Origin of the sequence: Enterobacter sp. ECC-175 (genome assembly GCF_043968675.1) — a bacterium.
Taxonomy (GTDB): Bacteria; Pseudomonadota; Gammaproteobacteria; order Enterobacterales; family Enterobacteriaceae; genus Enterobacter.
Genome location: NZ_CP143776.1, coordinates 2615516 through 2629272, shown reverse-complemented (window position 1 = coordinate 2629272; position 13757 = coordinate 2615516). Strand labels below are relative to the sequence as shown.

Below are 13757 nucleotides of genomic sequence, written 5' to 3'. Positions count from 1 at the left end.
TTCAACATATATAGGTTACTCTTTGAATTACAGACTGTGGTGACAGTTGTAAGGAGACCTGTATGGCAAAGTATCAAAACATGCTGGTGGCCATCGATCCTAACCAGGACGATCAACCCGCATTACGGCGTGCTGTGTATTTACATCAACGGATTGGTGGCAAAATCAAAGCGTTTTTGCCGATCTATGACTTCTCATACGAAATGACCACCCTTCTGTCGCCTGACGAGCGCACCGCAATGCGTCAGGGCGTGATCGGTCAACGTACCGCGTGGATCCGCGAGCAGGCGAAATATTACCTGGAAGCGGGCGTCCCTATTGAGATCAAAGTTGTCTGGCACAACAGACCTTTCGAAGCCATCATTCAGGAAGTCATCTCCGGCGAACACGACCTGCTGCTGAAAATGGCGCACCAGCACGACAAGCTGGAGTCCGTTATCTTCACCCCAACCGACTGGCACCTGCTGCGCAAATGCCCGTGCCCGGTGTGGATGGTTAAAGACCAGCCGTGGCCGGAAGGCGGAAAAGCGGTCGTTGCCGTCAACCTGGCAAGCGAAGAGGATTATCACAATTCGCTGAACGAGAAGCTGGTGAAGGAGACCATTCAGCTTGCCGATCAGGTTAACCACACCGAAGTGCATCTTGTCGGCGCGTATCCGGTAACGCCTATCAACATCGCTATCGAACTTCCGGAGTTTGACCCCAGCGTTTATAACGACGCCATTCGCGGCCAGCACCTGCTGGCGATGAAAGCGCTGCGCCAGAAGTTCAGCATCGATGAAAAAATGACGCACGTGGAAAAAGGCTTGCCTGAAGAAGTGATCCCGGATCTGGCAGAGCATCTGCAGGCGGGGATTGTGGTGCTCGGCACCGTGGGGCGTACCGGCATTTCAGCCGCGTTCCTGGGCAATACCGCAGAACAGGTGATCGACCACCTGCGCTGTGACCTGCTGGTCATCAAGCCGGATCAGTACCAGACGCCGGTTGAGCTGGACGACGACGAAGACGATTAATCCGTAAGATGAAAAAAAACCGTCGGGATACCGGCGGTTTTTTTTTGCCGGGTGGCACCTTCGCCTTACCCGGCCTACGGATTGCCAGGCCCGGTAAGCTTGCGCCACCGGGCTTTACCCTGTCAGAGTGATTTCAAAATCGCATCCACGCTGGCCTTGGCGTCGCCAAACAGCATGTGGGTGTTCTCCTTGAAGAACAGTGGGTTCTGAACGCCTGCGTAGCCGGTATTCATCGAACGTTTGAAGACAATCACGTTCTGCGCCTTCCACACTTCCAGCACCGGCATTCCGGCGATTGGGCTGCGCGGATCGTCCTGCGCCGCCGGGTTCACGGTGTCGTTAGCACCGATAACCAGCACGGTGTCGGTATCGGAGAAATCATCGTTGATTTCGTCCATCTCCAGCACGATGTCGTAAGGCACTTTCGCTTCCGCCAGCAGCACGTTCATGTGGCCCGGCAGACGCCCCGCAACCGGGTGAATACCGAAGCGCACCTTGATGCCGCGAGCGCGCAGCTTCTCGGTGATTTCCGCCACCGGATATTGCGCCTGCGCCACCGCCATGCCGTAGCCTGGGGTGATGATGACCGTGTGCGAGTTTTTCAGCATTTCCGCCGTCTCTTCCGCGCTGATTTCGCGGTGCTCGCCCGCTTCCTCATCGGAACCGGTAGATGAGCCGTCGGTACCAAAACCGCCCGCAATGACGCTGATAAACGAACGGTTCATCGCCTTACACATGATGTAGGACAGAATCGCACCGGAGGAACCCACCAGCGCACCGGTCACGATCAGCAGGTCGTTGCTCAGCATAAAGCCTGCCGCCGCGGCCGCCCAGCCGGAGTAGGAGTTCAGCATGGATACCACAACCGGCATATCCGCCCCGCCGATCGAGGCGACCAGATGCCAGCCAAACGCCAGCGCGATGATGGTCATCACCAGCAGGGCAAGAACCTGCAGGCCCACGCTTTCGGTACGCACGAAGATCACCATCAGCAGGAAAGAGACCACCAGCGCCGCCAGGTTCAGCTTGTGGCGGTTAGGCAGCATCAGCGGTTTAGACGAAATCTTACCGCGCAGCTTGCCGAAGGCCACAATCGACCCGGTGAAGGTCACCGCACCGATGAAGATGCCGAGGAACACTTCCGTCAGGTGGATGTTCACCAGGATCGGCTCCAAGCCCGGTTCGTGGTACAGGTAGCTGTTAAAGCCCACCAGCACTGCAGCCAGGCCCACGAAGCTGTGCAGGATCGCCACCAGCTCCGGCATCTCGGTCATCTCAACGCGTTTTGCCAGGCGAATACCAATCGCACCGCCGATGATCATCGCCACCAGGATCCACGCCACGTTGCCGGTGTCCGGCCCGAAGATGGTGGCAATCAGCGCAATCGCCATCCCGGCGATACCAAAGTTATTTCCCTGCTGAGACGTTTCGTGTTTGGAAAGCCCCGCCAGGCTGAAAATAAACAGGATTGCAGCCACAATGTATGCGGCCGTCACTAATCCTCCAGACATATGCTACCCCTTAGCCTTTACGAAACATTTTCAGCATGCGCTGAGTCACGGTGAAACCACCGAAGATATTGATACTGGCGATCAGCACCGCGATGAAGCTCAGGAAGCTGATCCAGCCGCCGTGACCAATTTGCAGCAGCGCCCCCACCACGATAATGCCGGAGATGGCGTTGGTGACCGACATCAGCGGCGTATGCAGCGCATGGGAAACGTTCCACACCACGTAGTAACCCACCACGCAGGAGAGCGCGAAGACGGTGAAGTGGCCAAGGAACTCTTTCGGCGCCACGTCTGCCAGCCAGCCAAACAGGACGATGACCAACGCCATGATGGCGTATTTGCGCCATGGAGAAGCCGGTTTGGCCGGTTCTTTGGGTTCTGGCGCGGCTTTCGGTGCCGCCTGAGGCTGCGCGGAAACCTGAATCGGCGGCGCAGGCCAGGTGATTTCGCCCTCGCGCACGACCGTTACGCCGCGCACGACCACGTCGTCAAAATCAACGGTAATGTTGCCGTCTTTTTCTTTGCACAGCAGCTTAAGCAGGTTGACGAGGTTGGTGCCGTACAGCTGGGAGGATTGCGTAGGCAGACGGCCCGGCAGATCGGTATAGCCGATGACCTTCACGCCGTTGGCGGTGGTGGTCACCTGGTTCGGCACGGTGTACTCACAGTTGCCGCCGTTCTGCGCGGCCAAATCGACAATGACGCTGCCCGGCTGCATGGAATCCACCATTTCGCGGGTGATCAGCGTCGGTGCCGGTTTGCCCGGAATAAGCGCCGTGGTAACGATAATATCGACCTCTTTCGCCTGCGCGGCGAAAAGCGCCATTTCCGCTTTGATGAATGCCTCAGACATCACCTTCGCGTAGCCGTCGCCGCTGCCCGCCTCTTCCTTGAAGTCCAGCTCAAGGAACTCGGCGCCCATACTTTGTACCTGCTCCTTCACTTCAGGGCGGGTATCAAAGGCGCGAACGATCGCCCCCAGGCTGTTCGCCGCGCCGATGGCGGCAAGGCCGGCCACGCCGGCGCCAATCACCATCACTTTCGCCGGGGGAACTTTGCCCGCGGCAGTGATCTGACCGGTAAAGAAGCGGCCAAACTCGTGTGCCGCCTCAACGATCGCGCGGTAGCCGGCGATGTTAGCCATCGAGCTTAAGGCATCCAGCGACTGCGCGCGCGAAATACGCGGCACGGAGTCCATCGCCATCACGGTCACGCCGCGCGCCGCCAGTTTTTCCATCAGCTCAGGATTCTGGGCAGGCCAGATGAAGCTTACCAGCGTGGTGCCTGCGTTCAGCAGGGCAATCTCACTCTCTTCCGGCGCGTTCACCTTTAATATGACCGGTGATTGCCACACCTCAGCACCGTCCACTATTTCCGCGCCAGCCTGAATAAAGGCTTCATCGTCGAAGCTCGCCAGCTTGCCCGCGCCGCTTTCAATCGCGACGGTAAAACCCAGTTTACGCAGTTGCTCCACCGTTTTCGGCGTGGCCGCTACGCGGGTCTCATTGGCAAACCGTTCTTTTGGTACCCCAATACGCATAGTTTTCCCTTCCATCGGTTATTGATGATGGTTTGTCGATAAATGCCCGCGGTCCGTGTCATTTTTCGCGCTATTGACAGCCGCGAAGAATGATAAACCCCGGAAAATAAAACAGTAACAAACTTTCTATAACCTACTGAAAATACCGCCTGCGATCTACCGCCTGAAAACACTATTTCTTACTTTATCTGTGAAAAATAGGCGATCGGCGTCGCTGACAGCGATATTTACCTTTAAATCATTGCCAGAACCGATAAATCGCGCAAGCGAAGCGGTAAAAACATGATATAGCCCCATAACAGAACAACTCATTAACATTAAATTAACTTGTAAAAGTCATATGCTTTATCAGTTTTACTTGTCAAACGTCTGTTTTTTCAACATATGAGCAAATGTTATCGAATCGCATCACGCCATGGGCACGGGGTGTGAAAAATGGCGCAGACAGCAATAGGATTTAAATGCCATAATCGAGGCCGTTTTCAAATTAACAACAATACCAGTACATGGTTTGCGCAAGGCGAAGGACTATTTTTATGAAGCTTAAGAACACACTCCTGGCGTCCGCTCTTCTTTCTGCGACCGCCCTGTCTGCGAATGCCGCGACAGAGTTAACGCCGGAGCAAGCGGCAGCGTTAAAACCTTTTGACCAGACGGTCATTGTGGGTCGTTACAACTCCATTGGTGACGCGGTTAACGCGGCATCCAAAGCCGCCGATAAAAACGGCGCTGCCTCATTCTACGTGCTCGATCAATCCGATCAGGGCAACAGCGGCAACCAGCGCGTGACGATTGCGCTGTATAAAGAAAATGCGCCGTCGGCCGATGAGCCAAAAAACCGCGTGATTAACGGTATCGTTGAACTGCCTAAAGATCAGGCTATTGCCCTGGAGCCGTACGACACCGTGACCGTTCAGGGTTTCTACCGCAGCCAGCCGGAAGTCAATGACGTCATCACCAAGGCCGCGAAGGCGAAAGGCGCTTACTCCTTCTACATCGTGCGTCAGGTTGATGCTAACCAGGGCGGCAACCAGCGTATTACCGCATTTATCTATAAAAAAGATGCGAAAAAACGCGTGCTGCAAAGCCCGGACGCTATCCCTGCTGATTCCGACGCGGGCCGCGCGGCGTTAGCGAAAGGCGGTGAAGAAGCGAAGAAAGTTGAAATTCCAGGCGTCGCCACCACGGCGTCACCGAGCGCTGAAGTGGGCCGCTTCTTTGAAACGCAAACCACCAAAGGTGGCCGTTACACCGTCACGCTACCGGACGGCACCAAAGTTGAAGAGCTGAACAACGCCACTGCTGCGCAGATGGTCCCGTTCGACAGCATCAAGTTTACCGGCAACTACGGCAACGGAACGGAAGTGTCTTATCAGGTTGCCAAGCGTGCGGCGAAGAAAGGCGCGAAGTATTACCACATTACCCGCCAGTGGCAGGAACGCGGTAACAACATGACCATTAGCGCCGACCTGTACAAATAACGAGTCGTTTACTTCAGGGGTAGCGCTATGCTGCCCCTTTTTTTGTCACTTTTATGTGAATTTCTGTTGCACATCATTGCATGCCTTCACGACTCTCCGTAAAATTCCGCGCCTTAGTGTGATCCACCATTTTTATGCGCCTGTGCGAAATAATTATTCTGGATTTCGACCTTTCATAACAGGAAGCCAATGGAAAAGAAACTTGGCCTGAGTGCTTTGACTGCACTCGTTTTAAGCTCAATGCTGGGCGCGGGCGTATTCAGTTTGCCGCAGAACATGGCGGCGGTCGCCAGCCCTGCCGCGCTGCTGATTGGCTGGGGCATTACCGGCGTGGGGATCCTGCTGCTGGCCTTTGCGATGCTGCTGTTAACGCGTATTCGCCCCGATCTGGACGGCGGCATTTTCACCTACGCGCGCGCGGGCTTCGGCGAGCTGATTGGCTTCTGCTCCGCCTGGGGCTACTGGCTGTGTGCGGTGATCGCCAACGTATCGTATCTGGTGATCGTCTTCTCGGCGCTCAGTTTCTTTACCGACACGCCCGAGCTGCGTATTTTCGGCGACGGTAACACCTGGCAGTCCATAGTGGGCGCATCGGTGCTGCTGTGGATTGTCCATCTGCTTATTCTGCGCGGCGTTCAGACCGCAGCCAGCATCAACCTCGTGGCGACGCTCGCCAAGCTGGTGCCGCTGGGCCTGTTCATCGTGCTGGCGTTTATCGCCTTTCGTCTGGACGTCTTCAACCTTGACTTCACAGGCCTCGCGCTAGGCGTTCCCGTCTGGGAACAGGTGAAAAACACCATGCTGATCACGCTGTGGGTGTTTATCGGCGTGGAAGGCGCGGTGGTGGTTTCCGCCCGCGCGCGCAACAAGCGCGACGTAGGACGCGCCACGCTGCTGGCCGTTTTAGCGGCGCTGGGCGTTTATCTGCTGGTCACGCTGCTCTCGCTCGGCGTGGTCGCACGTCCTGAGCTTGCGGAGATGCGTAACCCGTCAATGGCCGGGCTGATGGTGAAAATGCTTGGTCCATGGGGTGACGTGGTCATTGCCGCTGGGCTGATCGTCTCCGTATGCGGCGCTTACCTGAGCTGGACGATCATGGCGGCAGAAGTACCGTTCCTGGCCGCCACGCACCGGGCGTTTCCGCGCCTGTTCGCGCGCCAGAATAAAAACAATGCGCCTTCGGCGTCGCTGTGGCTGACCAACATTAGCGTGCAGGTCTGCCTGGTGCTGATCTGGCTCACAGGTTCGGACTACAACACCCTGCTGACCATCGCGTCCGAAATGATTCTGGTACCCTATTTCCTCGTCGGTGCATATCTGTTAAAAATCGCTACCCGACCGGCACACTATGTTGTCGGTGTCGGTGCCTGCATTTACGGGCTATGGTTGTTATATGCTTCCGGTCCGATGCACCTGCTGCTGTCTGTGGTGTTGTACGCGCCCGGCCTGCTGGTGTTTATCTACGCGCGTCGTACCCACCAGCTGGAAAACGCGCTGAAGCGCCGCGAAATGGCGTTGATTGGATTGCTACTGGTCGCGGCCGTGCCGGCAACGTGGATGTTAATGGGATAATTAAACCTTTCCCATTGTTGAACTGAAAGGAGAAAATGATGGGAAACGCACAGCAACGCCCAATTTTGATTACCGGAGGAGGCCGACGCATCGGCCTCGCCCTCGCCCATCACTTCCTCAACCTCCGCCATCCGGTTATCGTTAGCTATCGTAACGAATACCCTTCCATTGAGGGGCTACGCAAAGCGGGCGCCGTCTGTATTCAGGCCGATTTTTCCACGGACGAAGGCATTCTACGCTTTGCCGAGCAGGTAAAAGCTGAAACCGGCGGGCTGCGGGCGATCGTTCACAATGCCAGCGCATGGCAGGCAGAAACGCCCGGCACGCCGCTCGGCGAAACGCTCTCCTGCATGCTGCAAATCCACGTCAACGCCCCTTATTTGCTCAACCATGCTCTGCAGGATCTGCTGCGCGGCCACGGGCACGCGGCCGGGGATATTATTCATTTTACGGATTATGTCGTGGAGCGCGGGAGCGACAAGCATATTGCCTACGCGGCCAGCAAAGCCGCGCTGGATAATATGACCCGCTCGTTTGCCCGCAAGTTGGCTCCGGAGGTTAAGGTGAACGCCATTGCCCCGGCGATGATTCTGTTTAACGAAGGCGATGACGCGGAGTACCGTCAGCAGGCGCTCAATAAATCGCTGATGAAGATCGCGCCCGGCGAAAAAGAGGTGATCGACCTGATCGACTACCTGCTCACCAGCTGTTATGTCACTGGCAGAACCTTTGCCGTGGATGGCGGGCGCCCGCTGCGCTAGTGGAATCGGCTCCAGAAGAAGATTAAGACCCAGGCGCTGAGGCTCCAGCAGACCACGGCGCCGCCCAGGGCAAGCGGCAGCCGCATCACGCCGGTGAAATACCACAGCGACAGAAGATACAAAAAGTAGGGAATAATCGACCACATGCCGAACACGATAGTGGCGCGCAGGGCCTCGATGCCGCGCTCGGACGCCACGATGTAATGCGCAATCAGCGCAAAGGTCGGAAACAGCGGGATAAGTCCGGCAATATAGTAATTCTTCGTTTTCGCCAGCACGCCAATCAGCAACACCACCAGCGCTCCCAGCGCGGCTTTGAGCAGCAGTCCCATCGCTTTCCCTATAACATTCGAGTAACAATAAAACGCAGCATAGCGGAACCGGCGTTAATTTTGAAAGATTAATGGAAGGTTAAGGTTCTGCGGTGTATGTTGGCATTTTTCGCCATAACAGACGCTGTATGAATAAGATTGTTTATGTGGAAGATGAGCCAGAGGTTGGGCAACTGATTGCTGCCTATCTCGGCAAACACGATATGGACGTTATTGTTGAGCCTCGCGGCGATCGCGCAGAAGAGGTGGTCATGCGCGAAAACCCGGATCTGGTGCTGCTGGATATCATGCTGCCCGGTAAAGACGGGATGACGCTCTGCCGGGATCTGCGGGCACAGTGGCACGGCCCGATCGTGCTGTTAACCTCGCTGGACAGCGATATGAACCACATTCTTTCGCTGGAGATGGGGGCAAATGATTATATCCTCAAAACCACGCCTCCCGCCGTGCTGCTGGCACGCCTGCGCTTGCACCTGCGCCAGCGCGCCAGCAATGAACACGAGCCTGCGCCTTCTTCTTTGACGCCGCATAAAGCGATGCGTTTCGGCACCCTTTCTATCGATCCGGTTAACCGCCAGGTGATGCTTTCCGGCGAGCCCGTCGCGCTCTCAACGGCAGATTTCGACCTGCTGTGGGAGCTGGCCACGCACGCCGGGCAAATCATGGATCGTGACGCCCTGCTGAAAAACCTGCGCGGCGTAAGCTACGATGGAATGGACCGCAGCGTGGACGTTGCCATTTCGCGCCTGCGCAAGAAGCTGCTGGATAATGCAACGGAACCGTATCGCATTAAGACCGTGCGTAACAAAGGCTACCTGTTTGCGCCGCACGCCTGGGAAACCTGATTGCGTTGCAATCTGCATAATAATGCTTAAATACGCCTGAAAATACCGAGAGGTACTGCAGGCGTTAAATATTCCCAAAAAAAATTTAGAATTTTTCAACAAGGTTTCCTAATACATCTTATCATAACGCGCCCCTTTATTAATCGAGACATTAAGGAATGTATATTACAACATCAAAATAAAACATCTTTCTCGCATGCCATGGGATATATTACATATAGCACTTCCTGCCTAATATCTTCTCTTACCGATCACTTATTAATATTCGCGCATATTATGAGGAAATATTAAAAGGAGTTAATATGGCAATTCCAGCCTACTTATGGCTGAAGGATGAGGGCGGTATGCCCATCCAGGGTTCGGTGGCGGTGAAAGGAAGAGAAGGCGCCATTGAAATAATCGGCATAAATCATGGTGTTATGCAGCCCACAGACATGCATAGCGGCGAGGCAACAGGCCTGCGAGCGCATTCGCCCTTCTCTTTTGATAAAGAGATCGATGCATCGAGCCCTTATCTGTATAAAGCCGTTGCGACTGGTCAGCGTCTCGAATCTGCAGAAGTGAGATTTTATAAGATCAACGATGCCGGGCAGGAAGTCGAATACTTCTCAACATATATGGAAGGGGTAAAAATCATTAGCGTATGTCCTTTGATGCTGGATATTAAAGACGCCAGCAATGAGAAGCATGGACACATAGAGCTTATTGAGATGCTTTACGAAAAAATCACCTGGCGCTATGCCGATGGAAATATAATACACCGGGACGGATGGAACGTCCGCGTAACTGCATAAGGAATAAATGTAATGGCATGGAAATATGAGCAGTCAACCGGGAAAATATACAAAGACGGTACGCTGATAAAAACCGGCTACTCGGGTGCCCTGACGAATAAAAATAATCCTGACAGACAGCACGTCAAGGGACTTGGTCCGCTACCGCGCGGCACGTATAAAATTGCGGGGCATTCAAACTCCGTGGGGCCTGTGACCATTATTCTTGAACAAACGTCGGGTGACACTTTCGGGCGTTCAGCGTTTCGCATACATGGTGAACACATAACGGGACCGGCGGGTTATGCTTCAGCAGGGTGCATTATTCTCTCATTGAAAACGCGCAGGAAAATCCTCCGCGAAGGCGGTGAGTTAGAGGTGGTGAGGTGAAGCGCGCGGCGGCTGTTCTACTGTTCACAGGGATTACGCTGCCCGTATTTGCTGGCACGGTTAACTGGCCCGTTGCGTTACGCGGCGTGACAGCGGGTGATGCACAGTGGCTCAATCAGACGCCCGCGTTAGCCGCGGTTGCAAACGCGAGCGAGGCGCAGCTGCTTGAGGATGCAATGGCGGCTGCACTTGTTACCAATCCCAGCGTTACGCTAGAAGCCCTGCGGACCATTGATGCCGGGAAATGGCCTCATATGCTCGGGAGCGAAATTGTTTGTACTCCCCCAGCGGAGAAAACATGGACCGAAATTGATGCGTTCTACCACCTTACCCGGATGGCATTGCTGACAACGCGCGATGGCGCAAACTGTCTATGGATACTCGAAGCCGCTTACGCTGAACTCGTTGCGGAAAGAAACCGGGCACATTCAAAGTCATTTGGAAACTGAAGGCGAGAGAGTGCTCGCCTTTTCCTCCCTGCAAAACGGCGTGCCACATATTGCGTGAAAGCATAATTTGGTGGATATTCACCAGCCCTCGGCCCATGCTACGTCATGTCCTAATAAAGAGCGGTGAGACTCCATGAAAAAGCTGTTCGTCCAGTTTTAGTGTGCAGGAAATTCGCAACTCATTGAAATTATAATAAATAATTACATTTCAATGAGTTAGCTAAAAACGTTTAACGGACATCTACGGACGTGCACGGTCTTTTTTGTGCCCCTATCGGTGCCCCCTCTTTCAAAATGCCCCCAAATCTGCCCCCAAAATCCCCCTCTTTTGCGTAGCTCTTTCCAGTTTCGCAACGTCCCGCTTTACGCCCATCTGACGATTAAGCATAATCACAACCGATCCGATTGTAAGACTTAACCAACGCGCGCTACTTTTCTCCCTGCCTTATACTTTCAGTCTGACTGACTGGAGGTTTCTATGTGTGGACGTTTTGCACAAGCCCAAACCCGTGAAGAATATCTGGCATATCTGGCCGATGAAGCCGATCGTGACATCGCTTATGACCCGGAACCTATTGGCCGATTCAACGTCGCTCCCGGTACCAAGGTCCTGCTACTGAGCGAACGCGACGAGCAGCTGCACCTCGATCCGGTGTTCTGGGGTTACGCACCGGGGTGGTGGGATAAAGCGCCTTTGATTAACGCGCGAGTCGAGACGGCGGCCACGAGCCGCATGTTCAAACCTCTCTGGCAGCATGGCCGGGCGATCTGTTTTGCCGATGGATGGTTCGAATGGAAGAAGGAAGGTGACAAAAAACAACCCTACTTCATTCACCGGGCCGACGGGCAGCCGATATTCATGGCGGCGATCGGCAGCACGCCATTTGAACGCGGCGATGAAGCAGAGGGCTTCCTGATCGTGACATCTGCTTCTGACAAAGGACTGGTCGATATTCATGACCGTCGGCCACTGGTTCTGTCGCCGGAAGCTGCAAGGGAATGGATGCGTCAGGATGTAGGAGGGAAAGAAGCTGAGGAGATAATAGCCGACGGGACAGTCCCCGCCGACAAGTTTATCTGGCATGCCGTTACGCGTGCCGTAGGCAATGTAAAGAATCAAGGGCCAGAATTGCTTATTTCAGCTAACGTAGATTTATAAAAGAAGTAATAACTATCAAGAATGCAATATAGGATAAGGCTTGCACAAAAAGAGCAATCCCTTGGAAAACTACGCCATGTACTGCCGCTCTATTGCCAGATCTATTTTCTGAGTAGAAGTTCATTCCTTTTTTTACCTTATTCCTAAGCCCTTGAAATGGAAAAAGGCTAACATATTGTTCTGTAAAAGAATCAATGCTTAATTCTATATCACTAACATATCCAACATCTCGCCCGATCTCGTCTCTGATCTTACAATTTTCTGCGTATTCTTTTATTTTACTCTGTATCAACTCTGTCATTCTTACAGTTACAGTTGCAGATGAACAAACTACTAAAGCAAAATACTTAGATGCAAATCCAGCAATTGAGGAAATAGCCAATAAAAAAACGGAAATTTTAAATCCTAGAGGTGTAATAAAAGGCAATACCTTATCGATATTAGCTATCATTAATGTTGCTGTCGCACCCACGCCAACTAATAACCACATGCTAAACTTATCCAAAATTGATGTAGTCTCAATAGTTGCTAGGCTTGCACTATCTATCAAAGAATTTCGTAAATTCTGATGTATGATTTCATCATATTTTTTAACGGCTTCATATGCGTCTTTTTCTTCGTTCATAAAATTTCCATATTAACCTTAACCAGTCAAACCAGTTATCGAACAATAACTAAGTCAGAATAGCGCGTAGTGTATCTCGGCGAAAGCATTTCACGCTTCATCTGCCACTGTTGCTGTATGCCCTGCCCGGCAAAATATAGTGTTCCTTTTCCGCCCTTGGCATTGAGCTGATCGAGTACCTCCATCAACTTATCGCTACCGGCTCGCGGCGCATTCTCATCAAACAAGTTGAGCTGAGCCACTCCCTGGCTGAAGAAATCGCCGAGCATAATTCCGGCTTTCTGGTACCGGTGTCCATCCTGCCAGATTTTGTCCAGGCACTTTACCGCGGCGTTGATAATGTCGCGGCTATCCTGCGTTGGCGTGAGCAACTTCATTGAAGCGCTATTACCATAATATGGCTCGTTGAGCGCAAAGGGAGACGTCTTCACGAACGCTGAGATAAAACGGCAATACTGGTGCTCACCTCGCAGCTTTTCAGCGCCGCGCGCCGCATAGGTGCAAATAGCCTGGCGCATTTGCTCGTAATCTGTGACGCGTTCGCCGAACGAGCGGCTGCAGACGATTTCCTGTTTTGCGGGGGCAAACTCTTCCAGATCAAGACAGGGTTCGCCGCGCAGCTCCCTGACGGTTCGCTCCAGTACGACGTTAAAGTGTTTACGGATAATCCAGGTGCTTTGCTCTGAGAGGTCCAGAGCTGTTTTAATGCCCATGGCGTTCAGCTTCTTACTGATGCGCCTGCCAACCCCCCAAACATCCTCTACAGGCACGATATTCAAAAGCCGACGTTGCCGATCGACATTTGAGAGGTCAACTACCCCGCCCGTCTGCAGCTGCCATTTCTTTGCGGCGTGGTTGGCGAGTTTAGCGAGCGTTTTTGTCTGAGCAATACCAACACCTACAGTCAGATGCGTGCGCTTCAGAACTGTCGCGCGGATCTCTTTACCGAACTCCGTCATGTCCCGGCAGTTCCTGACACCAGTCAGGTCGCAAAAAGCCTCGTCGATTGAGTAAATTTCGACGCGAGGGCTCATTTCCTCCAGTGTGGTCATAACCCGATTGCTCATGTCTGCGTACAGTTCGTAGTTACTGCTGAAGCAAACAACACCAGCACGCCGAAAAAGCTCCTTTTGTTTAAAGAATGGCTCCCCCATGGTTATTCCGGCCGCTTTTGCTTCTGCGCTACGTGCGATTACACAGCCATCATTATTTGAGAGAACGACCACCGGCCGTCCCCTTAAATCAGGACGAAACACTGTCTCACATGATGCGTAGAATGAATTCACATCACAGAGCGCAAACATGC

General features: G+C 53.5%; 14 protein-coding genes. 9 read left to right on the top strand and 5 right to left on the bottom strand.

Going from position 1 to position 13757, the window contains the following annotated elements:
- Positions 1–62 precede the first annotated feature (62 nt).
- The gene (gene uspE / locus V1599_RS12560) at positions 63–1013 is read left to right on the top strand and encodes a universal stress protein UspE (protein ID WP_112009569.1); all 951 of its coding nucleotides are present in this window, start codon (positions 63–65) and stop codon (positions 1011–1013) included.
- 122 nt (positions 1014–1135) lie between these two features.
- Here the strand turns inward: uspE and pntB are convergent, their stop codons facing one another.
- The gene (pntB, locus tag V1599_RS12555) at positions 1136–2524 is read right to left on the bottom strand and encodes a Re/Si-specific NAD(P)(+) transhydrogenase subunit beta (RefSeq protein WP_395300154.1); all 1389 of its coding nucleotides are present in this window, start codon (positions 2522–2524) and stop codon (positions 1136–1138) included.
- Positions 2525–2534: 10 nt separating this feature from the next.
- Positions 2535–4064 carry a Re/Si-specific NAD(P)(+) transhydrogenase subunit alpha gene (gene pntA, locus V1599_RS12550; RefSeq protein ID WP_395300153.1) on the bottom strand — a complete coding sequence of 510 codons (1530 nt, stop codon included), beginning with the start codon at positions 4062–4064 and terminating at the stop codon, positions 2535–2537.
- A 536-nt stretch (positions 4065–4600) separates the two neighbouring features.
- On the opposite strand from pntA, the gene ydgH reads away from it, so the two are divergent.
- From ydgH to folM, 3 genes are all read left to right on the top strand, one after another.
- Positions 4601–5545, top strand: a complete 945-nt coding sequence (gene ydgH / locus V1599_RS12545; RefSeq protein ID WP_112009566.1) for a DUF1471 family protein YdgH — start codon at positions 4601–4603, stop codon at positions 5543–5545.
- 189 nt (positions 5546–5734) lie between these two features.
- On the top strand, positions 5735–7117 hold the full coding sequence (locus V1599_RS12540; protein WP_297117441.1) for an amino acid permease: 1383 nt from the start codon (positions 5735–5737) through the stop codon (positions 7115–7117).
- A gap of 38 nt (positions 7118–7155) precedes the next feature.
- On the top strand, positions 7156–7878 hold the full coding sequence (gene folM / locus V1599_RS12535) for a dihydromonapterin reductase (RefSeq protein WP_395300152.1): 723 nt from the start codon (positions 7156–7158) through the stop codon (positions 7876–7878).
- Here the strand turns inward: folM and V1599_RS12530 are convergent.
- Positions 7875–8210 carry a GlpM family protein gene (locus V1599_RS12530; RefSeq protein WP_297117446.1) on the bottom strand — a complete coding sequence of 112 codons (336 nt, stop codon included), beginning with the start codon at positions 8208–8210 and terminating at the stop codon, positions 7875–7877. The two genes, folM and V1599_RS12530, sit on opposite strands and share 4 nt — an antisense overlap.
- Positions 8211–8338: 128 nt before the next feature.
- Here V1599_RS12530 and rstA point away from each other — a divergent pair, with 128 nt between their 5' ends.
- The 5 genes from rstA (at position 8339) to V1599_RS12505 (ending at position 11826) form a co-directional block, all read left to right on the top strand.
- Positions 8339–9055, top strand: coding sequence for a two-component system response regulator RstA (gene rstA / locus V1599_RS12525; RefSeq protein WP_112009561.1), 717 nt, complete (start codon positions 8339–8341; stop codon positions 9053–9055).
- 302 nt (positions 9056–9357) lie between these two features.
- Entirely contained in the window at positions 9358–9849 is a 492-nt protein-coding gene (gene tssD, locus V1599_RS12520) for a type VI secretion system tube protein TssD (RefSeq protein ID WP_395300151.1), read from the top strand.
- 12 nt (positions 9850–9861) lie between these two features.
- The gene (locus V1599_RS12515; protein WP_112009560.1) at positions 9862–10218 is read left to right on the top strand and encodes a tlde1 domain-containing protein; all 357 of its coding nucleotides are present in this window, start codon (positions 9862–9864) and stop codon (positions 10216–10218) included.
- On the top strand, positions 10215–10667 hold the full coding sequence (locus V1599_RS12510) for a hypothetical protein (protein WP_395300150.1): 453 nt from the start codon (positions 10215–10217) through the stop codon (positions 10665–10667). The genes V1599_RS12515 and V1599_RS12510 overlap by 4 nt, the downstream gene beginning before the upstream one ends.
- A gap of 478 nt (positions 10668–11145) precedes the next feature.
- Positions 11146–11826, top strand: a complete 681-nt coding sequence (locus V1599_RS12505; protein ID WP_395300149.1) for an SOS response-associated peptidase — start codon at positions 11146–11148, stop codon at positions 11824–11826.
- On the opposite strand, the gene V1599_RS12500 is transcribed toward V1599_RS12505, so the two are convergent.
- Both V1599_RS12500 and V1599_RS12495 read right to left on the bottom strand, forming a co-directional pair.
- Positions 11810–12451 carry a hypothetical protein gene (locus V1599_RS12500; protein WP_047056335.1) on the bottom strand — a complete coding sequence of 214 codons (642 nt, stop codon included), beginning with the start codon at positions 12449–12451 and terminating at the stop codon, positions 11810–11812. The two genes, V1599_RS12505 and V1599_RS12500, sit on opposite strands and share 17 nt — an antisense overlap.
- Before the next feature lie 35 nt (positions 12452–12486).
- Positions 12487–13755, bottom strand: coding sequence for a Y-family DNA polymerase (locus V1599_RS12495; RefSeq protein WP_395300148.1), 1269 nt, complete (start codon positions 13753–13755; stop codon positions 12487–12489).
- Positions 13756–13757: the final 2 nt, after the last annotated feature.